General features: G+C 66.5%; 18 protein-coding genes. 13 read left to right on the top strand and 5 right to left on the bottom strand.

Annotated elements, in window-relative coordinates; all coding sequences use genetic code 11:
• Positions 1 to 14: 14 nt before the first annotated feature.
• The gene (locus tag AC6UUM_RS01555) at positions 15 to 1,082 is read right to left on the bottom strand and encodes a helix-turn-helix domain-containing protein (RefSeq protein WP_500803597.1); all 1,068 of its coding nucleotides are present in this window, start codon (positions 1,080 to 1,082) and stop codon (positions 15 to 17) included.
• A gap of 263 nt (positions 1,083 to 1,345) precedes the next feature.
• Between AC6UUM_RS01555 and typA the strand changes: the two genes are divergently transcribed.
• The 3 genes from typA (at position 1,346) to AC6UUM_RS01570 (ending at position 4,592) form a co-directional block, all read left to right on the top strand.
• Positions 1,346 to 3,181, top strand: a complete 1,836-nt coding sequence (typA, locus tag AC6UUM_RS01560) for a translational GTPase TypA (RefSeq protein WP_500803598.1) — start codon at positions 1,346 to 1,348, stop codon at positions 3,179 to 3,181.
• A 213-nt stretch (positions 3,182 to 3,394) separates the two neighbouring features.
• Positions 3,395 to 3,958: a GTP cyclohydrolase I FolE gene (gene folE / locus AC6UUM_RS01565; RefSeq protein WP_500804882.1), complete on the top strand. Its 564-nt coding sequence runs from the start codon at positions 3,395 to 3,397 to the stop codon at positions 3,956 to 3,958.
• Between the two features lie 67 nt (positions 3,959 to 4,025).
• Positions 4,026 to 4,592: a hypothetical protein gene (locus AC6UUM_RS01570; RefSeq protein WP_500803599.1), complete on the top strand. Its 567-nt coding sequence runs from the start codon at positions 4,026 to 4,028 to the stop codon at positions 4,590 to 4,592.
• Between the two features lie 3 nt (positions 4,593 to 4,595).
• Here AC6UUM_RS01570 and AC6UUM_RS01575 read toward each other — a convergent pair whose 3' ends face one another.
• Positions 4,596 to 5,483 carry a PEPxxWA-CTERM sorting domain-containing protein gene (locus AC6UUM_RS01575; protein WP_500803600.1) on the bottom strand — a complete coding sequence of 296 codons (888 nt, stop codon included), beginning with the start codon at positions 5,481 to 5,483 and terminating at the stop codon, positions 4,596 to 4,598.
• Positions 5,484 to 5,668: 185 nt separating this feature from the next.
• On the opposite strand from AC6UUM_RS01575, the gene AC6UUM_RS01580 reads away from it, so the two are divergent.
• The 4 genes from AC6UUM_RS01580 to eda are packed head-to-tail and all read left to right on the top strand — an operon-like array spanning position 5,669 to position 10,130.
• Positions 5,669 to 7,069 (top strand): MATE family efflux transporter, encoded by a 1,401-nt coding sequence (locus AC6UUM_RS01580; RefSeq protein ID WP_500803601.1) that lies wholly within the window; start codon positions 5,669 to 5,671, stop codon positions 7,067 to 7,069.
• Positions 7,070 to 7,112: 43 nt separating this feature from the next.
• Complete coding sequence (gene zwf, locus AC6UUM_RS01585; RefSeq protein ID WP_500803602.1) at positions 7,113 to 8,561, top strand: glucose-6-phosphate dehydrogenase; 1,449 nt, start codon at positions 7,113 to 7,115, stop codon at positions 8,559 to 8,561.
• A complete protein-coding gene (locus AC6UUM_RS01590) occupies positions 8,554 to 9,504 on the top strand; it encodes a glucokinase (protein WP_500803603.1) in 951 nt (316 codons plus the stop codon). The genes zwf and AC6UUM_RS01590 overlap by 8 nt, the downstream gene beginning before the upstream one ends.
• Positions 9,504 to 10,130: a bifunctional 4-hydroxy-2-oxoglutarate aldolase/2-dehydro-3-deoxy-phosphogluconate aldolase gene (eda, locus tag AC6UUM_RS01595; RefSeq protein WP_500803604.1), complete on the top strand. Its 627-nt coding sequence runs from the start codon at positions 9,504 to 9,506 to the stop codon at positions 10,128 to 10,130. Before AC6UUM_RS01590 ends, eda begins: the two co-directional genes overlap by 1 nt.
• On the opposite strand, the gene AC6UUM_RS01600 is transcribed toward eda, so the two are convergent.
• Positions 10,108 to 11,580: a hypothetical protein gene (locus AC6UUM_RS01600; RefSeq protein ID WP_500803605.1), complete on the bottom strand. Its 1,473-nt coding sequence runs from the start codon at positions 11,578 to 11,580 to the stop codon at positions 10,108 to 10,110. The genes eda and AC6UUM_RS01600 overlap by 23 nt on opposite strands.
• The gene (locus tag AC6UUM_RS01605; protein WP_500803606.1) at positions 11,577 to 12,314 is read right to left on the bottom strand and encodes an ABC transporter ATP-binding protein; all 738 of its coding nucleotides are present in this window, start codon (positions 12,312 to 12,314) and stop codon (positions 11,577 to 11,579) included. The genes AC6UUM_RS01600 and AC6UUM_RS01605 overlap by 4 nt, the downstream gene beginning before the upstream one ends.
• Positions 12,315 to 12,462: 148 nt before the next feature.
• Here AC6UUM_RS01605 and AC6UUM_RS01610 point away from each other — a divergent pair, with 148 nt between their 5' ends.
• Positions 12,463 to 13,677: a parallel beta-helix domain-containing protein gene (locus AC6UUM_RS01610; protein WP_500803607.1), complete on the top strand. Its 1,215-nt coding sequence runs from the start codon at positions 12,463 to 12,465 to the stop codon at positions 13,675 to 13,677.
• Positions 13,674 to 14,726, top strand: coding sequence for an SO2930 family diheme c-type cytochrome (locus tag AC6UUM_RS01615; protein ID WP_500803608.1), 1,053 nt, complete (start codon positions 13,674 to 13,676; stop codon positions 14,724 to 14,726). The genes AC6UUM_RS01610 and AC6UUM_RS01615 overlap by 4 nt, the downstream gene beginning before the upstream one ends.
• Here AC6UUM_RS01615 and AC6UUM_RS01620 read toward each other — a convergent pair.
• Positions 14,677 to 15,930, bottom strand: a complete 1,254-nt coding sequence (locus AC6UUM_RS01620; protein ID WP_500803609.1) for an MFS transporter — start codon at positions 15,928 to 15,930, stop codon at positions 14,677 to 14,679. The genes AC6UUM_RS01615 and AC6UUM_RS01620 overlap by 50 nt on opposite strands.
• A gap of 92 nt (positions 15,931 to 16,022) precedes the next feature.
• Between AC6UUM_RS01620 and AC6UUM_RS01625 the strand changes: the two genes are divergently transcribed.
• The 4 genes from AC6UUM_RS01625 (at position 16,023) to AC6UUM_RS01640 (ending at position 19,941) form a co-directional block, all read left to right on the top strand.
• Entirely contained in the window at positions 16,023 to 16,568 is a 546-nt protein-coding gene (locus AC6UUM_RS01625) for a DnaJ domain-containing protein (RefSeq protein ID WP_500803610.1), read from the top strand.
• Positions 16,569 to 16,705: 137 nt separating this feature from the next.
• On the top strand, positions 16,706 to 17,419 hold the full coding sequence (locus AC6UUM_RS01630) for a PEPxxWA-CTERM sorting domain-containing protein (RefSeq protein WP_500803611.1): 714 nt from the start codon (positions 16,706 to 16,708) through the stop codon (positions 17,417 to 17,419).
• A gap of 102 nt (positions 17,420 to 17,521) precedes the next feature.
• Positions 17,522 to 18,190 carry a ribulose-phosphate 3-epimerase gene (gene rpe, locus AC6UUM_RS01635; protein ID WP_500803612.1) on the top strand — a complete coding sequence of 223 codons (669 nt, stop codon included), beginning with the start codon at positions 17,522 to 17,524 and terminating at the stop codon, positions 18,188 to 18,190.
• Positions 18,190 to 19,941, top strand: coding sequence for a heparinase II/III family protein (locus AC6UUM_RS01640; protein WP_500803613.1), 1,752 nt, complete (start codon positions 18,190 to 18,192; stop codon positions 19,939 to 19,941). The genes rpe and AC6UUM_RS01640 overlap by 1 nt, the downstream gene beginning before the upstream one ends.
• Positions 19,942 to 19,972 lie beyond the last annotated feature (31 nt).

Raw genomic sequence — 19,972 nt, forward strand, 5'->3', positions numbered from 1 at the left:
CCAAGCGCACCACGTCAATCTCCGTTCATGTTGCTCGATTGCTGGCGCTGTGCGCCGCTCTGGCTTGCCGGCGGCTGAACAGGCCGCCGCGTGGCCAGACCAGTCGGCGGCCGCGTCGCGACAGGATCAACCGGTGCAATGACAGGCGGGGGGGCAAAGCGTGCGGCCAGCGCCGGCGCGGTCAACACCACGCCATCGATGGTCGATACCGGCCCGCCCAGCGCGGGCAGCGCCACGCCGGCCACTTGCACCTGCACCACCCCGGCGCGACCGGCGCGCAGGGTGAGCGGCGGCCCATCAGCCGGCACCGCAAAGCGTTGCCCGGCGGCCAGCACGCCCATGAAGGCGCGGCGCCCGGTGGCGCGATCATAGATTTTCACCCAGACGTCTTCCTGCGCCACCAACACCACCGGGCCGCTGACCGGAATGGCGGGAGAACCCGCAACGGCGGCTGGCGGCACGGGCAGGTTGCCAGGCGGCGGGTTGACGGGCAGCGGCGCGGTCAGGGCCGGATCAACCGGCACGGCCTCTGCCTGGGGCGCAGGCGCAGCGGGCACCGGATCGGCGGCGATATCGGCCACAGTGGGTTCGGCGGTTACAGCGGATTCCGGCGCAGCGGTTTCAACCGGCGCCGGATCGAACACGCCGGCACCATAAAGCCCCAGCGCCCCGATCAGCACCACCAGCACGACGACGCTGCCCCAGGCCAGCCCGCGCGACGGCAGCCGGGCTTCGGCCAGCGGCTCCAGGGTCAGCGGTGTCGGCACATGCGGAATGATGCTGGTTTCGGCGCGGAACTGCGCGGCGACGGCTTCGGGATTCAGCCCCAAGCTGCGCGCATAGCTTTTGACGAAGCCCAAGGCATAGGGCAGCGCCGGCAAGCTGCGGTGATCATCGGCTTCAATCGCCATCAGGTGGCGCAGCGGCACCCGGGTTTCGCGGCTGAATTCGGCAAGTTCGCGCCCGGTGGCGCTGCGCGTTTCCGCGAGCAGCGCGCCCACGCTGAGCCGCGCGGCTGGGGTAAAATAGGGGGCGGCATCCGGCAGCGCTGCTGCCGACAGGTCGTCGCTGTCTACCGGCATGTTGCTTGTCCCATCCGTGTCCGACATCCGGGCGACCCTCCCGCTTGTTCGCGCGACTTGGCCCAGCAAACCATGATGAGTCAATCGTTGCTGGCGTCGCGGTGACCATCGATCACCGATGGACGCCGCATTGCAGCAAGAAGGCGCAACCGGCGTGGTACGTTGCCGGCTTGCCGAATTGCCCCCCTTGGCCTATGGCGCGCCTGTCTGGCCGGCGCGTTTTCGGCCCGTCCCTCCCTGTCCTTGCCCTTCGGAACCCCCGCATGTCCATCCGCAACATCGCGATCATCGCGCACGTCGATCATGGCAAGACCACATTGGTCGATCAGCTTTTCCGCCAATCCGGAACCTTCCGCGACAACCAGCGGGTGGCCGAACGCGCGATGGATTCGAATGATCTGGAAAAGGAACGCGGGATCACCATCCTGGCGAAATGCACCAGCATCGAGTGGGCCAGCCCGTCCGGCGAGAATTTCCACATCAACATCGTCGACACCCCCGGCCACGCCGATTTCGGCGGCGAAGTGGAGCGCATCCTTTCGATGGTCGATGGCGTCATCCTGCTGGTCGATGCCGCCGAAGGGCCGATGCCGCAGACCAAGTTCGTCTGCGGCAAGGCGCTGGCGCTGGGCCTGAAGCCGATCGTGGTGGTCAACAAGATCGACCGCCCCGATGCGCGCGCCGACGAAGTCTTGAACGAAGTGTTCGATTTGTTCGTCACGCTGGAAGCCAATGACGAGCAGCTGGATTTCCCGACCCTTTATGCCTCGGGCCGGAACGGCTATGCCGGTCTGGATGAAAATGTGCGGTCCGGCGATCTGAAGCCGCTGTTCCAGACGATCGTCGATCATGTGCCGCCGCCGGCCGGCGATCCGGTTGCCGAATTCAAGATGCTGGTGTCGTTGCTCGATCGCGACTCGTTCGTGGGCCGCATCCTCACCGGCCGGGTGATTTCCGGCACGTTGAAGGTCAACACGGCGATCCATGCGCTCAACCCGGATGGCACCATTGCCGAAACCGGCCGCGCCTCGAAGATCTTTGCCTTCCAGGGCCTGGAACGCGTGCCGGTGGAAGAAGCCAAGGCTGGCGACATCATCGCCCTGGCCGGCCTGACCAAGGCCACCGTGGCCGACACCATCGCCGATGTGAGCGTGTCGGAACCGCTGCACGCGCAGCCGATCGATCCGCCGACCCTGTCGATGACGTTCAGCGTGAATGATTCGCCTTATGCCGGCCGCGATGGCAGCAAGGTGACCAGCCGCATGATCGCCGATCGGTTGAACCGCGAAGCCGAAGGCAATGTCGCCATCAAGATCACCGAAAGCGCCTCCAAGGACGCCTTTGAAGTCGCCGGGCGCGGTGAATTGCAGCTGGGCGTGCTGATCGAAACCATGCGCCGCGAAGGCTTTGAACTGTCCATCGCGCGGCCACGGGTGATTTTCGGCACCGATGAGAATGGCAAGCGCACCGAGCCGTATGAAACCGTGGTCATCGACGTGGACGAACAATATTCGGGCACGGTCGTCGAGAAGATGGCCGGCCGCAAGGCCGAGATGACCGACATGCGCCCATCGGGCGGCGGCAAGACCCGCCTGACCTTCTCGGCGCCGTCGCGCGGCCTGATCGGCTATCACGGCGAATTCCTGTCCGACACGCGCGGCACAGGCATCATGAACCGGCTGTTCGAAAAATATGGGCCGCACAAGGGCCCCATTTCGGGCCGCGCCAACGGCGTGCTGATCTCCACCGAATCCGGCGATGCCGTCGCCTATGCGCTCGGTTATCTGCAGCCGCGCGGCACGTTGATGATCGCGCCGGGCGAATCCGTCTATCAGGGCATGGTGATCGGAGAAAATGCCCGCGATGATGATCTGGAAGTCAACCCGCTGAAATCCAAGGCACTGACCAACTTCCGCGCCAGCGGCAAGGACGATGCCATCGTGCTCAGCCCGCCCAAGAAGCTGACGCTGGAACAGGCCATCGCCTATATCGACGAGGACGAGCTGGTCGAAGTCACGCCCAATTTCATCCGCCTGCGCAAGATCCACCTCGACCCCAACGAACGCAAGCGTGCGAGCCGCGCCCGCCAGGCGGGCTGAGGCTGGCCGGCGCCGCCACTGCGACAATGGGGCGGTTGCCGCGCCGGCCAGCCAGCTTTAGGCCGCGCTTCCCTTGCCGGTAACGGTGGGTGAACTGAGAAGAAGGCCGCAGCGGGCAGGGCTGGCGCGTCAAGCGGGAGTTTTTTTGTGTCCGATTCCATCCACGATGACGAGGCCCCGCTCGATGCGCCGGCGCCAGCCAGCTTTGTCACCATCCCGGCGGCCGAGGCCGAAGCGGCCATCCGCACGCTGATCCGCTGGACCGGCGATGATCCCGACCGTGAAGGCCTGCTCGATACGCCGGCACGGGTGACGCGGGCCTGGCGCGAATATACCAAGGGCTATGCCGAAGATCCCGGCGTGCACCTGTCGCGCACCTTTGCCGAAGTTGGCGGTTATGACGAGATCGTCATCCTGCGCGACATTCCGTTCCAGTCGCATTGCGAACATCACATGGCGCCGATCATCGGCAAGGCGCACATCGCCTATCTGCCGCGCAGCCGCGTGGTAGGCATTTCCAAGCTGGCGCGCGTACTGCACGGCTATGCAAGGCGGTTGCAGGTGCAGGAGCGGCTGACGGCCGAAGTCGCCGATTGCATCCAGCAGCATCTCGATCCAATGGGTGTGGCCGTGGTGATCGAAGCGACCCACGCCTGCATGTCGGCGCGCGGCGTGATGACTCCGGGCGTGGTGATGACCACCAGCCGCATGATGGGCGTGTTCCGCGAGGATGCCAGCAGCCGTTCGGAAGTGCTGCGCCTGATGGGCAAGGGCTGAAGCGGCAGGCGGCGGCGCGTAGTTTCCGCCGCTTGCCCTGATACTGGCCCGGGCGCATCCTGCCGGCATGAATCACAGCCTTGCCTTTTTGCTGCTCGCCGTGGCCAGTGCCGCCGCAGCTCAGACCTCGCCCAATCCGCCGTCCAACACGCGCACCGGCGCCGAAGCCGTGGTCGCGCCCGACAAGGGCGACAAGGATGACCAGCTGGGCCGCGCCGCCAGCCGCCCGCTGCGTGATCTCAACATCATGAAACCCAAGCTGGCTGCCGAGCTGGAAGCCATCATGGCCGCACCTTATGATGTTTCCGGCCTGAAGACATGTCGCGGGCTGAACGGCGAGGTCAATCGCATGACGGCGCTCGTCGGCTCCGACGTTGACGATCGCGGCCTGAACGCCCGCAAGGACCGCGACCCGGTGGAGTTTCTGCTCGACAGCGCCGAAGGCATCACCGGCAGCCTGGTGCCGGGCCAGGGCATCATCCGCGAGATCACCGGCGCCAACAAGGCGGCGCGCAAGGTTGCCGCCGCCCGACTGGCCGGCCAACTGCGGCGCAGTTACATCAAGGGGATGATGAAAGCCCGCGGCTGCCGGCTGAGCGGGCCGCCCGCGCCGTCCACTGCAAACGCGCGCTGACGATCAGGCCCGCTGCGCGCGAGTCTGACGGCGCGCCGCCGCACCGACCAGGCCGAAGCCTGCGGTCAGCATCGCCCAACTGGCGGGTTCGGGCACGGCATTGATCGCCTGCGCATAATTGGTGCCGCCGCTACCCATCGCGGTGAAATTGCTCACCAGCGCGCCATTCTGATCGAGCACCTGGTTGATGCCGCCCCAGGTGATGGTGTGCGAATAATCGCAGCCGGCACTCGAGGTGTCACCCAACTTGTAGGTGCGAGCATTGGCCCCGCAAATCTGGGTGATCGTCACGGTCTGCCCAGTCAGATCTGCAAACGGAATGATAAAGCTAAACGCGCCCGTCAACGGGCCGACATAAGGCGGGCCGAACCGGCCCCGCGTCAGTGTGGCCGTGCCGCCGACATACCCGTTGTAATTGGATTGGTTGACCCTGAATTCGAACACCGGATCAGCAAGGCCGGCAACCTCCACCCGAGTTATCGAATTGCTGAAGGCGACGACGGCGCCGCCGCCGGCCGCCGCTGAGGACAACGCGCCATCGATCAGGATGGTGGCCATGAAACTGCCCGATTGCAGCCCCGGTGCGTCGATGGTGATCACATCGGTGAAGCTGGCCGTCACGCCGACACCGTTGATTATCTGGGTGGAATTGAGATTGTTGTTCACCGGACCTGTCGTGGCCGCCTTCACCTTCAAAACGCCCGGTCCCGCTACGGCGAGATAGCTACTGGCACCAGTTGATCCCGCAAAAGATTGCAGCCCGGCTGTCGTCGAAGTGAAAATGGTCGAATCCGCGCTGTTTTGCGTAACGCCGATATCGATTGTCGTACTGAGCACGGGCACTGCCGCCGCCGACGTTGCCGCCACTGCCAGCACCGCTGCAGCGGCCATGGTTCCCAAGCGCATCCGGATATCCCCCGTATCAACAGGCCGCATATCCCACCGGCGAGCCTGATTGTTAACCAAAGTGGCGCAATCGGCGTGGCGAAGTCAATGGGATTTCGCCACCCGATTTGCGGCAATCGGGCTCCGCCTGTATGGCGTTGCCGCCACATTCACCACAAAGGCGCAAAACCATGTCTGCGGGGACCGCCCCCGAATCACCTTCGGCATCACCTGCTGATGCCGGCAATGGCCCTGGCACGCTGCTGAGGCTGGCGGCGCCGGTGGTCGCGTCGCGCCTGGGCATCATGGCGATGGGGCTGGTCGATACGCTGGTGGTCGGCCGCTACAGCTCGGCAGAGCTGGGCTATCACACCATGGCCTGGGCGGTGACGGGCGTGGTGCTAACCACGGCTTTGGGCCTGATGTCGGGGGTGCAGGTGATGACCAGCCAGGCCATCGGCGAAGGCCGCGAGGCCGATACCGGTGCGATTCTGCGGCGCGGGCTGGTCTATGCCGGCTGGATCGCGCTGGCGGCGGCGCTGTTCCTGGCCCTCTCCGGCGGGCCGATGCTGCATGGCTTCGGGTTGGCGGCGGGGCTGGCGGATGGCGCCACCCCGGTGCTGCAGGTGCAGGCGATATCCTTGATCCCCATCATCATTGCCGATGCCGGCCTGTTCTGGCTGGAAGCGCATGGCCGCGCCGTGCCAGGCATGCTGGCGATGTGGGCAGCAAACATCGTCAATCTGGTGGTCAATCTGTGGTTGGTGCCGGGCGGCAATCTGCTCGGCGTGCATGGTGCGGTGGCCAGCGGCTGGGCAACCTTCGCCAGCCGAGTATTTCTGCTGATCGTGCTGGCGTGGATCATCCTGGGCTGGCGGCGGGCGCGCGAATTGGGCGTGCTGTCGCCAGCGCCGCGCGACGCAAAGGCCGCGCGCGACATGCGGCGGGTCGGCTATGGCGCGGCCGGCAGCTATTTCATCGAAAGCTTGGCGTTTTCGGCGATGGCAGTGTTCGCCGGCTGGATCAGCGTGACCGCGGTGGCGGTGTGGGGGGTGGTGATCAATGTGGCCGCCATCGTGTTCATGGTGCCGCTGGGCTTGAGCGTGGCGACCAGCGTGCTGGTCGGCCGTGCCTATGGCGCACGCGATTCGGCCGGGATGCTGCGCAGCGCCGGGCAGGGATTTGGCTTCACCATGGCCGTGTTGCTTGCGGTGTCGGTGGGGGTGTGGCTGTTCCCGCAGGCCATTGCCGCGGCCTATTCACAGGATGCCGTGGTCATCGCCGGCATCGCCAGCGCCATGATCCTGTCCAGCCTGTTCTTCGTGGCCGATGGCTTGCAGGTCGTGGCGGCGCAATCGCTGCGCGCCCGATCGGACATCGTGGCGCCCACCGCGACGCATCTTGTGTCGTATGTGGTGGTGATGATGCCGTTGGCCTGGTGGCTGGGCGTGCATCAAGGCGGCGGCGTTGATGGGCTGATCTGGGCGATTATCCTGGCCAGCACCATGTCGGCCGTGTTGTTGTGGGGTCGCTTTGCCTGGCTGGCGCGGCGGCCGCTCAAGGGGCATGAGGCGGCGGCGGCGGTCGGTTGATGCCGGCTTGCCCAAGCGCGGGCTTTCCTGTTCAAGGTCAGCGATGAACGCGATCGCCACCTCCCTGCTGTTGTTTGGTGCCACTGGCGATCTTTCGCGGCGGATGTTGATCCCGTCGTTGTTCGGGCTGGCGGCCGATGGCCTGCTGCATCCTGATCTGCGCATCATCGGCACGGCACGATCGGCGCTGGATGTGGCGGAATTCCGCAGCCTGGCCGCCGCAGCGCTGGAGCAGGGCATCGAAGCCGATCGCCGCCCCGCCGCCGCCGTCGCCGCCTTCCTCGATCGGCTGAGGTATGTTTCGCTCGACGCGAACCAGCCAGAAGGCTTTTCGGCGCTGGCCGCCGAGGTTGGCGATCCGGCGCGGCTGGCCATCTTCCTGTCCACCGCACCCAGCCTGTTCGGCCCGACCATCGCCGGCCTGGCGGGGGCCGGGCTGGCCGCGGAAGGTGCCCGTCTCGCGCTGGAAAAGCCGCTGGGACATGATCTGGCCAGCAGCTGCGCCATCAACGACGCCGTGGCCAGCGCCTATCCCGAAAGCCGGATTTTCCGCATCGATCATTATCTCGGCAAGGAAACCGTCCAGAATCTGCTGGCGCTGCGCTTTGGCAACATCTTGTTCGAGCCGTTGTGGAATGCGGCCGGCATTTCATCGGTGCAGATCAGCGTGGGCGAAACGGTCGGGCTGGAAAAGCGCGGCGATTATTATGACGGCATGGGCGCGCTGCGCGACATGCTGCAAAACCACATGCTGCAACTGCTGGCGCTGGTGGCGATGGAGCCGCCGGCACGGTTGAACCCCACCGATGTGCGCGATGAAAAGGTGAAGGTGCTGCGATCGTTGCGGCCGATCCTTGCGGCCGATGTCGAAAGCCACAGCGTGCGCGGGCAATATGCGGCCGGGGACATCAATGGCCAGCCGGTGCCCGGCTATCTGGATGAGCTCGGCCGCGCGTCCAACACCGAGACGTTCGTGGCCCTGAAAGCCCATGTCGACAACTGGCGCTGGAAAGGCGTGCCCTTCTATCTGCGTACCGGCAAGCGCATGCCGGAACGGGTGAGCGAGATCATCGTGCAGTTCCGCGCTGTGCCACATTCGATCTTCGGCAGCGCGGGGTTGCAGCCCAACAAGCTGATCATCTCGATCCAGCCCGATGAGAATGTCGGCCTGATGATGATGGCCAAGCTGCCGGGGCTGGACCGCGACGGGCTGAAGCTGCGCGAGGTGCCGCTCAACATCGGCCTGCCGGGCGCCTTTGCCGATGTGCGCCGCCGCATCGCCTATGAACGGCTGCTGCTCGATCTGGTCGAAGGCCGGCAGACCCTGTTCGTGCGCCGCGATGAGGTGGAGGCGCAGTGGCAATGGATCGATGCCATCCGCGCCGGTTGGGCCAGCACGGGCATGGCGGCGAAGCCCTATGCCGCCGGCACCTGGGGACCATCGGCTGCGATCGCGCTGACCGAACGCGATGGCGTCAGCTGGCATGACTGAGCTGGTCGCTGCCGACATCGGCGGCACGCATGCGCGCTTTGCCCTGGCGCGCATCGATGCCGGGCAAATCGCACTGGATGAACCGGTGGTGCTGCGCTGCGCAGATCATGCCAGCCTGGCCGAGGCCTGGGCCAAGTTCGGCAGCTTGATAGGCCGGCCATTGCCGCGAGCCGCCGCCATCGCCGTGGCCTGCCCGGTGGCAGGCGACACGCTGAAGCTCACCAACAATCCCTGGGTGATCCGTCCGGCAGCGGTCGCGGCCGATCTCGGGCTCGATTCGCATATCCTAATCAATGATTTCGAGGCGGTGGCGCATGCCGTGGGTGCGTGCGGGCCGGACCAGTTCCAGCATGTGTGCGGGCCGGATGTGCCGTTGCCCGGCAGCGGCGTGATTTCGGTGATCGGGCCCGGCACCGGGCTGGGCGTGGCCATGCTGCTGCCGGGCAACGGCACGGTGCTGGCAACCGAAGCCAGTCATGGTGATTTTGCCCCGGTCGATGCCATTGATGATGTGATATTGGCGCATCTGCGCCGCCGCTTCGGGCGGGTTTCCACCGAACGCGTCGTTTCGGGGCCGGGCCTTGCGGCGATCCATGCGGCGATGACGGCGGGCGCGGCCCCGCCAGACGACACGGCGCTGTGGCAGCAGGCGCTGGGCGGCACGGATGCGCAGGCCGTGGCGGCGCTGGCGCGCTTCTGCATGGCGCTCGGCAGCTTTGCCGGTGATATGGCGTTGGCGCATGGGGCCGGCGGCGTAGTGATCGCCGGCGGGCTGGGCGCACGGCTGGCGGGCGTGCTGCCGCAATCGGCCTTTGCCGAACGCTTCGTGGCAAAGGGCCGCTTCGAAGCGTTGCTGCGCGGGCTGCCGGTGAAATTGATCAATCACCCACAGCCGGGCCTGCTGGGCGCCGCCACCGCCTTTGCCCGCCACAGGAGTTCGTGATGACCGATATCGATGCGCTGTTGGCGATTGCGCCGGTGATCCCGGTGCTGGTCGTCGATGATCCGGCCCACGCCCGGCCGCTGGCGCAGGCCTTGGTTGCCGGCGGGCTACCCGTGCTGGAAGTGACCTTGCGCACGCCGGCGGCGCTGGCGGTGATGGCCGAAATGGCCAAGGTGCCCGGCGCCATTGTCGGGGCCGGCAGCGTGCTCAGCCCGGACGATCTGGCCGCCGCAACGTCGGCCGGCGCGCGCTTCATCGTCTCGCCGGGGCTGACGCCAAAGCTGGGCGAAGCGGCCCTGGCCGCCGGCCTGCCGTTCCTGCCCGGCGTGGCAACCGCCGGCGAAGTGCTGGGCGCCATCGAAATGGGGTTTTCCCGGCTGAAATTCTTCCCCGCAACAGCGGCTGGCGGCCTGCCGACCCTGCGGGCGTTGGCCGCGCCATTCGGGAAGGTAAGATTTTGCCCCACCGGCGGCATCACCGCCGCCACTGCGCCCGATTGGCTGGCCGAACCGATGGTGGCCTGCGTGGGCGGCAGCTGGATCGCCGCCCGCGGTGAGACGGATTGGGTGGCAATCGAAGCCCGCGCGCGCGTCGCCGCCGGGCTCAGATCTGAGGCCGGGGCCTGAACAGCCAGACGCCGCCGATCAGCAACCCGACGATCAGCAGCGGCACCAGCCCCCACCCGCTTGGCATCAGCAGCAACCGCGTGCTGGCAGCAAAGCAGCCGAGCAGGAGGAATTCGCCCAAGGCGGTGAGCAGCGAGGATTTATAGCGCTGGCGAAAGGCGCTGCGCTTGGCGAGCGCGCGCGTCCATAACTGCATCATGGCTGCAGCCAGCCCGGCCAGCGCCGCCATTGGCAGCATCAGCCAGGCCGCATGGGCGTCGCGAGTTGCCACCACCACCGCCAGCGCCAGCACCAGCAGCATCGGCGGCGACAGCGCGGCGGCCAGCTTGGCGCGCAGCACCTGGCCGGCCGGCACCGGCGCTGCGGCGATCAGATCGGGGGCGTCTTCGGCCGAAATCACCAGCCAGGCGAGCGAGGAGGCCAGCGCCCCGCCCAGAAACACCCCGGCCGTGGCCATGCGCACCGGCGTGATCTGGCCATCGGTGAAGATCAGCGCCAGCACCGGCACCATGAACACCAGTTGCTGGCCGATTTGCGAGATGAGTTCGGGATCGCGGCCCAGCAGCTTCATTTCCTTGCCGAACATCACGCTGAACGGGCTGCCGCCAAAATAGGCCGCACGGGTGGGCTTCTCCACCGGCGGGCCAGCCGGCGCCGCCTCGATGCGTGTGGCGGCAAAGCGCGCCGATACAAGCGCGGCCACGGCTGCCAGCGCCAGCACGGCCAGCAGTGGACCCGGATCACCCAGCAACGCCCGCGCTGGCCAATCCAGCGGGGCCGGCGGCACGGCATCGAGCGCGCGCATCTGCGCCTCGAACCAGGCCGGCGCAAAATTCGGCGTCTGCCCCAGCGCGAACACGCCGCCGGCCAGCAATACGCCGGCCAGTTGCGTCGCCGTCTTGGCGCGCGCCGGGCCGAGCAGGCGTTCGAGCGCCGTTGCCAGCACCAACGCGATGGCAGTGGCGATCACCGCGACGCTTGCGACCACAATCGGCCCGGCCAGCCACCCACCATGGCCGAACAACGCCGAGAGAACGAAGAACGGCAGGGTGAGCAGCAGGAACGGCAGCGCCACCACCGCCTGCACACCCGAAATGCGCGCCGCAATCACGCGGGAAGCCGGGATCGGCGCGGTCAGCAACAGTTCCAACTCGCCGCGATCAAGGCCCAGCCGCAGCACGTGCGCAAAGGCCGAGCTGATCATCACAAGCAACAGCCCGGCGAGCGCGGCAGACACCTGGCCCAATGCCGCCGGCGGGATCATCGGCGCGGCGCGCACATGCCAGGCCGCCAGCGCGCCGCCGACCACCGGCAACAGCGCCAGCACGCCGATGGCGATGAAGCGCCCCATGCGGCCTTCGCGGCCGCGCGCCTTGATGCGGATGTCGTTCCAGATCAGCCAAGCCAGACTCCCTTGGGCCAGGCTTGCTGGCACCAGCATCGCGGTCATGCAGCGGCCAGTTCAAGGAACACGTCTTCCAGCGTGGTGCCGGCGGCGCGGCCCACGGCCAACTCGGCCATCGAGCCTTCCGCCACCAGCCGCCCGCTGCGGATGATGCCGATCCGCTGCGCCATGCGCTCGGCGACTTCGAGGATGTGCGTCGTCATGATCACCGTGGCGCCGGCGGCAACGCGCGCCAGCAGCAGATCCTTCACCAGCCGCGCCGCTGCCGCATCCAGCCCGGTGAGCGGTTCATCGAGGATCAGCAGCCGCGGTTCGTGGATCAGCGCGCCGGCCAGCGCCAACTTCTGCTTCATGCCGCGCGAAAAGCCCTCGCAGCGGATGTCGCGCTTGTCCCACAGCCCGAGTTGCTGGAGCAAGGCGGCGGCGCGCGGCTGGGCATGGGCCGGCGGCACCCGCCACAGGCCGGCGATGAAGGCGAGATATTCCGCCGGGGTCAGCTTGTCATAGAGCAAGGGCTCATCGGGCAGCCAGGCGGTGATCTGCTTGGCCGCAATCGGGTCGGCCAGCGCATCGATGCCGAACAGGCTGATCGCCCCGGCGTCCGGCCGGGCCATGCCGGTGACCATGCGCAGCGTCGTCGTCTTGCCGGCGCCATTGTGGCCCAGCAGCGCATAGATCTGCCCGGCCGGCACCGTCAGATCGAGGCCATCGACGGCCGTTTGGCCACCAAAGGCCTTTATCAGGCCACGAATCTGCAGGGCGGGAACGGGGGCATGCATGGGATCACGTTAACAAAGCCGATGGGACATGGCCATGAATGGGCGTTGACGACATACCGTCCAAGCACAGGCGGGCGCTTTTGAGGGCTTGAGCCGCGACGATTTCGCGCAGACACTGGCCGTTCATTTCAGGCAAGGATTACGTCCCATGCGCATCGCTCTGTGTCTTGTCGCTTTGCTGGCCTCTGCTGCTGGTGCCAAGACCATCCATGTCGGGCCGGGCGGCCAGCCCCATGAAAAATTGCAGACCGCGTTGATCGAGGCACAACCGGGCGACACGGTGCATATCGCCGCCGGCCGCTATGCCCTGGCCGATGGCCTGTCGCTTGATGTCGATGGCGTGACGGTGAAGGGCGACGGGCCGGGCGCGACCATATTGGATTTCACCATGCAGAAGGGCGAAGGCGAAGGCCTGCTGATCACGTCGGACAATGTGGTGGTGCGCGATCTGGGCATTGAAAATGCCGCCGGCAACGGCATCAAATCCAAGGGATCGGATGGCATCGCGCTGGTGGGATTGCGGGTGGAATGGACCGGCGGGCCCAAATCCACCAACGGCGCCTATGGCCTTTATCCGGTCAGTTCGAAGAATGTGCTGATCGATCGCAGCGTGGTGAAGGGCGCATCGGACGCCGGCATCTATGTCGGTCAATCCGTCAACATCATCGTGCGCAACAGCCGCGCCGAACAGAATGTCGCCGGCATCGAGATCGAGAACAGTTATGACGCCGATGTGGTGGACAATGTCGCCACCAACAATGCCGGCGGCATATTGGTGTTCGATCTGCCCGATCTGCCGCAACAGGGCGGCCGCAACGTGCGGCTGGTGAACAACCAGGTGCTGGCCAACAACCATGTGAACTTCGCCGCACCGGGCAATATCGTCGCTGGCGTGCCATCGGGCACCGGCATCATGGTGATGGCCAACGACAATGTGGAAGTGACGGGCAACGACATCACCGGCAATCACGGCAATGGCGTGATGATCGTCGCCTATACCCAGGCCTTTACCGACAAGGCCTACAACCCGTTGCCGCGCAATGTGCGGGTGGTGAACAACAAGTTCAGTGGCAACGGCACCGCCCCGGCTTTCAAGGGCGGCAAGGAAATCGCCGCGGCGCTGGGCGGCACGGTGCCGCCGGTAATGTGGGATGGCGTCTCCCGCTATGCCGTGCCGGGCGGTGGCGGCGAGCGCACGGCGAGTGGCGGCATCAGCAGCGATGCGCCGGGCATCACGCTGGGTCTGGGCCTGCAGGGCACGCCGGCCACACAGGCCCGGCCGGCGCCACTGCCGAACGTGATCGCGATCAGCACCCGCGCGGCCATCACCCTGCCGGCCGCACTGGAAGCGCGCAGCCGATGAGGCGGGCGGTCGCGGCGCTTTTGCTGCTGGGCGCAGCACCGGCACCGGTCGTGAAAGTCGATCTGTTGCTGGGCAGCGATGCACCCCGGCTGGCCGATTATGGCCTGTTCGATGCCAGTGGCCTGCCCGCGCCGGGGGTGCAGGCCTATACGCTCAACACGCCGCTGTTTTCCGATGGCGCGGAGAAGTTCCGTTACGTCTGGCTGCCGCCAGGAACGAAGGCGGACTATCGCCCACGTGGCGCGCTGGCGTTTCCGGTGGGCACGGTGCTGATCAAGCGCTTTGCCTTTGCCGCCGATGCGCGCCAGCCGGCCCGGAATCTGACCAATGTGGAAACCCGCCTGCTGATCCACCGCCCGGCCGGGTGGACGGCGCTGTCCTATGTGCAGGAAGGCGGCGACGCCGTGCTGAAGCGCGCCGGCAAGCGCATAGCGGTCAACATCATCAACGCCGCCGGGCAAGCGCAGACCATCGATTATGCGGTGCCCAACCAGAACCAATGCAAACAATGCCACCAGGCCGGCGAGGCCGTCAAGCCGATCGGGCCGACCGCCGGCAATCTGAACGGCAGCCTGCACGGGGATGGCCCGAACCAGCTGATGGCCTGGGCGGCGACGGGCCGGCTGGCCGGATTGCCTGCAACCGGCATACCGCGCCTGGCGCGCTGGGATGATACGGCCGAGCCCCTGGCGGCGCGGGCGCGTGCCTATCTCGCGGTCAATTGCGGCCATTGCCACGACCGCGCCGGCTTTGCCTCCAACAGCGGGCTGTATCTCAATCCCGATGAGCAGACCCCGGCGCATCTGGGCATCTGGAAACGCCCGGTGGCCGCCGGGCGCGGATCGGGCGGGCGGGAATTTTCGATCGTGCCTGGCCAGCCCGATCAGTCGATTCTGCTGCACCGCATGACATCATCGGAACCCGGCGTGATGATGCCGCAATTCGGCCGAACCGTGGCGCATGCGCAAGGCATCGCGCTGATCCGCCAATGGATTGCCGCTATGCCCGATCCAGCTGGCGCAGCGCCGGCAACAGCGGCAGCACCGTAATCCCGGCCAGCATCAGCACCAGCGACACCCCCAGCCCGGCCCCCACCGCCGCGCCGGCGCCCAGCACCGCTGCCACCTGGAACAGGCTGTTGATGATATTGTTGGCCGCGATGCTGCTCGCCCGGCTGCCGGCAGCGCCCGCGGTTTGCAACACGGCATAGAGCGGCACCGAAAACACCCCGCCAGCCACCGCCATCACCACCAGAACGGCGAGCACCCGCCAACTGGCCGCCAGGGCGAAGAACGCCGCCATGCCCTTGGGCGCCGCCCCGACGCCGGCCACCGCGAACCACAGATCGATACCGGCCAGCGCCATTACCAGCCCGGCCGGCGCGCACAGGCGCGTCGAAATCCGCCCCTTCAGCCAGCGCCCGACCAGCACCGACCCGGCGGCAATGCCAACCGAAAAGGCACCGAGGAACAATGTCGCCACCGCCTCATCGCCGCCCATGCTGTTGCGAGCCAGCGGCACGAACTGGCTGGTGTAGATCGCGCCCAGCGCCCAGAACCAACTGATCGCCAGCGTCGCCCGCCACAGCGCGCGATTTGCAAAGGCCCCGGCCAGCGCGGCGCGCCCACTGGAGATGGGGTTCCAGTTGATTGTCCCTTCGTCCTGTTGATCCCCTTCCGGCGGTGCCGGCGGAATGGCACGCGCTGCCAGCCAGCCGATCACCGCCAGCGCACAGGCCACCGGCCCCACCGCGGCAGTGGCCAGCAGGCCACCGGCCACCTGACCAAGCAGGATTGCCACGAAGGTCGCCGCTTCCACCAGGCCGGTGCCGGCCACCAGTTCCTGCGGCTTCAGATGCTGTGGCAGGATGGCATATTTCACCGGACCGAACAGCGTCGAATGGCAGCCCATCAGAAACACCACGGCCAGCGCCAGTTCCAGCGAGCCCAGCGCCAGCGCCACCCAGCCCAGCGCCATGAAAAAGATTTCCAGCAATTTCACCAACCGGGCGACATCGCCCTTGTCGCGACGATCGGCCACCGAACCGGCAATGCCGGAAAACAGGAAAAACGGCAGGATGAACAGCCCGGCCGCTACCGAGGCCAGCATGGCGGCACGGGCCGGATCGGCTGCCGCCACATCGAAGGCGATGATGAACACCACCGCCGTGCGGAACAGATTGTCGTTGAAGGCGCCCAGAAACTGAACGGCAAACAGGGGGCCAAAGCGCCGCGTGGCCAGAAGTTGAAACATCCGCCAATGGCAATGGCAGCAAGCGACACGGCCGTCCAGACTCGCATGGGGCCGCTCAATGACGTAGAACGAGCCTGAGAGGGAGAGCCGCCGTGGCACGCCAGCGACGCACTGATGATTGGGGTTTCCCGCGCTGGCGGGATTATGGCAGCGAGCGCGCCGCTGCCAATGTGCGCCTGTGCGACCGCGACGGCTGCAGCAATGTCGGCGACCGCCCCGCCCCCAAGGCCCCCAACAGCCCGGAACGCTGGTGGTTCTGCCAGGACCATGCGGCCGAGTATAATGCCGGCTGGGATTATTTCCGCGGCCTGACCGCCGAGGAAGCTGAAGCCCGCGCCAAATCCGAATCCGGCCAGCGCCGCTACACCCGTGCCAATCATTGGGAATGGGGCGTTGAGGGCGACGGTAGCCGCAGCCGCGCCGAACTGGATGCGCTGAAGCTGCTGGGGCTGGATGCCGATGCCGACATGCCGGCCATCAAGGCCGCCTGGCGTGCTGCCGCCAAGGCCAGCCATCCCGATGTCGCCGGCCCCGGCGCAGAGGCCGCCGAGCGGTTTCGGGCGGTGCAGGCGGCTTGGGCTGTGCTCGAAGCGGCCGACGTCGTGCGCACCGCTGCCCGAAAGTCCGAACAGTCGTAGGCATGCAATCGCAGCATAAGTGTAAAGTGTTATTTACACTCTCACGGTATAATACTCTGCAAGCCTTTGTTTTCTATAATCGGCATATTTCTTGCAGGTTTGCCGATCGTTAGAGCATTGCTTGCAAGGAATCGTCCATGACGTTGCGGTCCGCCATCGCCCTCCCGGTTGCCATTGCTGCTGCGATCATCGCCGCCCCGGCGGCTGCCGTGACGTTTGACGCGTTCACCTACTTCGACGGCACGCAAGATTGGGGCAATTTCTCTTATGGTTATGGGGACACCAGCGGTAATTTTGCCCGGTTCAATTCCAATAGCAGCTGTTTCATTTCCGGCTCGATCTGCCTGCGGTTGAACGCCGGAACTGTTCCGGGCGTCACCAAGTCAACCGTGACATCGTTCCAATATGGTACTGTCAACGTACCCGACGATCGCCTGCTGCTGCACCCTGGTGTGACCGGCAATGAATCAGTGTATGTGGTCTTTACAGCACCGTTCACTGGTACCTATTCGGCCATCGCCAGCTTCAATGTGCAAGATACCACGCCATCAGGTGTGGGCGTGTCCTTTTTCATCAACGGCGGCACGCCCCAGGTCAACAGCTTGGGCACGTTGAGCAGCGGCAATTTGACCATCAACTTTGCAGACGGCGGAACGCTCAATGCTGGTGAGCAAGTTGGCTTCATTTTTGATAATGACGGCCTCGTCAACAATGACTCGGTCGGCTTGAATTTCACCATCTCTGGCACCCCCAGCACCATCCCCGAACCAGCCGGCTGGGCGCTGCTCATCACCGGCTTCGGGCTGATCGGTGCGGCCCAGCGTCGCCGCCGCGCCGCCATCGCCGCCTGATCCTGTCCCCGATCACAGAAGGGCGCGCTCCCGCCGTGGAGCGCGCCCTTTTCTTTTGTGGCCATGCTTTCAGGCGTGCGCACCCCCTGCTAAATCATCACCATGCAAGGCCCCGTTCGTATCGCACCGTCCATCCTCTCCGCCGATTTCGCCCGGCTGGGTGAGGAGGTGCGCGCCATCAGCGCCGCCGGAGCAGACTGGATCCATGTCGATGTGATGGACGGGCATTTCGTGCCCAATCTGACCATCGGCCCGATGGTGGTGAAGGCGCTGCGTCCACATTCCAGCCTGCCGTTCGATGTGCATCTGATGATCAGCCCGGCTGATCCCTATCTCGAAGCCTTTGCCGACGCCGGGGCCGACATCCTGACCGTGCACCCCGAAGCCGGGCCGCACCTCCACCGCACCGTCCAGCGCATCAAATCGCTCGGCAAGCAGGCCGGCGTCTCTCTGAATCCCGCCAGCCCGGTCAGCCTGATCGAGGATGTGCTGGGCGATATCGATCTGATCCTGGTGATGAGCGTCAACCCAGGTTTCGGCGGCCAGGGCTTCATCACCAGCCAGCTGAAAAAGATCGAACGCCTGCGCCGCATGATCGACGACAGCGGCCGCACCATAAATCTGGAGGTCGATGGCGGGGTGGACGCGGGCAACGCCGCCACCGTGATCGCCGCCGGGGCTGATGTGCTGGTGGCCGGCACCGCCAGCTTCAAGGGCGGCGCCGCCCATTATGCCGCCAACATTGCTGCACTGAAGGGCAGCGGTATCTGATGGCCAAGCCGCCGGCGCTACCAGAGGACGAAGACGCCAGCTTGCGCCGCACCGGGGGGGACCGCGGCCTGTCTTTGACCGAACGTGTGTCGGCCGGATTGCGCAGCCGGCTTTATGCGACACCGCTGCACAGTTTGCGGCTGCGCGGGCGCTTCCCCTTGAAATTGCTCGGCGTAGCGACCGATCCCATACCGGGCGATCCGCACATCGGGGAGCGTATATTGGCCGGGCGGCTGATCCATGCCGGCCACACCGCCATGATCCGCGACCTCCGCTTTGGTGCGGCCGACGCACCGGCCGCGTGGCAGGACTGGGCACATGGCTGGCAATGGCTGCGCGACCTGGCGATCCAGCCGGACAAGAGGGCCGCCGCCCAGGCCGCCGAAGCGCTGGCGCAACGCTGGCTGGATGAATTTGCCGAATATGACGCGGCGGCCTGGCGCGCCGATCTGGCCGGCATGCGTCTGCTGATGGCGCTGGGCCATGCGCCACTGATCCTGTCATCATCGAACCAGATTTACCGATCGGCGCTGCTGTCGGCGATTGCCACCTGGGCGCGGCATCTCGATCGCGCCGCGCGCCGCCTGCCGGAAGGGCTGGGCCGCGTGACTGCGCTGTGCGGGCTCTATGCAGCCGGCACCTTGATCCCCGGCGGGCAGGTGCGCGCCGAACTGGCGCTGGCCGGCCTGGAAACGCTGTTGCCAGCGCTGGTGTTGCCCGATGGCGGCATCGCCAGCCGCACACCGGTGGATGCGCTGGCGCTGGCCGATCTGCTGCTGTTCGCCGCCGCAGCGCCCGAAGCGGTGGGCAACCGCGCACCGCCGATCTTTGCCGATACGCTGGCGCGGCTGGTGCCGGCGTTGCGCGGCCTGATGCTGGGCGATGGCCAGGTCGGGGCTTGGCATGGCGGCGCGGTGATCAATGCCGATGCGCTGGATCGGGTGGCGCGCCGTGCCGCCACCGGCACCGAGCTGCGGCGCGGCGGGCGCTGGAGCGGCTTTCACCGGCTGTCGGCCGGGCGATCGGTGGTGGTGGTCGATGCCGGGCCGCCGCCATCGGCGCGCCTGTCAAACCATGGCCATGCCGGCACGTTGGCGTTTGAAATGAGCGACGGCGCCGAACGGCTGATCACCAATTGCGGCGGCGCCATCGGCTTGGGGCGCAGCAGCGCCGCGCCCCTGGCCCCGGCGCTGGTTGCCGGCCTGTGCACCACGGCGGCGCACAGCACGCTGGTGATCGCTGACACCAACAGCACGCGCATCCGTGCCGATGGCACGTTGGGCGCCGGGGTGGAGGAGGTGACGCTGGCGCTGCGCACGGCGGAGGGCGGCCAGTATCTCGATGCCAGCCATGATGGTTATGCCCGGCGCTATGGCGTGATCGTGCGGCGGCGCTTGTTGCTCACCGTGGATGGCACCGAACTGGCTGGCGAGGATCTGATCGAAGTCGGCCCATCGCGCCGGCTGCGGCGGCCCAACGACCGCGACTTCGATCTGCGTTTCCATCTGGGGCCAGGCGTGTCGGCCACGCCCACCGCAGATGGGCTGGGTGCGCTGCTGAAAACCCCGGCCGGGCGCATCTGGGCGTTCAAGGTGCGGCGCGAGGACGGCGCGGCGGGCCTCGCCATCGAGCCTTCGATCTGGGTGGACGGCGATGGCACCGTGCACCGCACCCAGCAACTGGTGGTGTCGGGCCGTACCGAAAAACTGGCGGCCGATCTGCATTGGGGTTTCAAGCGCGCCGGGAAATAGCTGACAAGGGTGGCCCAAATCGTCTAGGCGC

The sequence above is a fragment of the Sandarakinorhabdus sp. genome, assembly GCF_987265915.1.

What these genes read in the sequence shown, in the direction of transcription:
- AC6UUM_RS01555 (WP_500803597.1), bottom strand. Translation starts at nt 1,082, where the DNA reads ATGCCGGTAGACAGCGACGACCTGTCGGCAGCAGCGCTGCCGGATGCC.
- typA (WP_500803598.1), top strand. Translation starts at nt 1,346, where the DNA reads ATGTCCATCCGCAACATCGCGATCATCGCGCACGTCGATCATGGCAAG.
- AC6UUM_RS01570 (WP_500803599.1), top strand. Translation starts at nt 4,026, where the DNA reads ATGAATCACAGCCTTGCCTTTTTGCTGCTCGCCGTGGCCAGTGCCGCC.
- AC6UUM_RS01575 (WP_500803600.1), bottom strand. Translation starts at nt 5,483, where the DNA reads ATGGCCGCTGCAGCGGTGCTGGCAGTGGCGGCAACGTCGGCGGCGGCA.
- AC6UUM_RS01580 (WP_500803601.1), top strand. Translation starts at nt 5,669, where the DNA reads ATGTCTGCGGGGACCGCCCCCGAATCACCTTCGGCATCACCTGCTGAT.
- zwf (WP_500803602.1), top strand. Translation starts at nt 7,113, where the DNA reads ATGAACGCGATCGCCACCTCCCTGCTGTTGTTTGGTGCCACTGGCGAT.
- AC6UUM_RS01590 (WP_500803603.1), top strand. Translation starts at nt 8,554, where the DNA reads ATGACTGAGCTGGTCGCTGCCGACATCGGCGGCACGCATGCGCGCTTT.
- eda (WP_500803604.1), top strand. Translation starts at nt 9,504, where the DNA reads ATGACCGATATCGATGCGCTGTTGGCGATTGCGCCGGTGATCCCGGTG.
- AC6UUM_RS01600 (WP_500803605.1), bottom strand. Translation starts at nt 11,580, where the DNA reads ATGACCGCGATGCTGGTGCCAGCAAGCCTGGCCCAAGGGAGTCTGGCT.
- AC6UUM_RS01605 (WP_500803606.1), bottom strand. Translation starts at nt 12,314, where the DNA reads ATGCATGCCCCCGTTCCCGCCCTGCAGATTCGTGGCCTGATAAAGGCC.
- AC6UUM_RS01610 (WP_500803607.1), top strand. Translation starts at nt 12,463, where the DNA reads ATGCGCATCGCTCTGTGTCTTGTCGCTTTGCTGGCCTCTGCTGCTGGT.
- AC6UUM_RS01615 (WP_500803608.1), top strand. Translation starts at nt 13,674, where the DNA reads ATGAGGCGGGCGGTCGCGGCGCTTTTGCTGCTGGGCGCAGCACCGGCA.
- AC6UUM_RS01620 (WP_500803609.1), bottom strand. Translation starts at nt 15,930, where the DNA reads ATGTTTCAACTTCTGGCCACGCGGCGCTTTGGCCCCCTGTTTGCCGTT.
- AC6UUM_RS01630 (WP_500803611.1), top strand. Translation starts at nt 16,706, where the DNA reads ATGACGTTGCGGTCCGCCATCGCCCTCCCGGTTGCCATTGCTGCTGCG.
- rpe (WP_500803612.1), top strand. Translation starts at nt 17,522, where the DNA reads ATGCAAGGCCCCGTTCGTATCGCACCGTCCATCCTCTCCGCCGATTTC.
- AC6UUM_RS01640 (WP_500803613.1), top strand. Translation starts at nt 18,190, where the DNA reads ATGGCCAAGCCGCCGGCGCTACCAGAGGACGAAGACGCCAGCTTGCGC.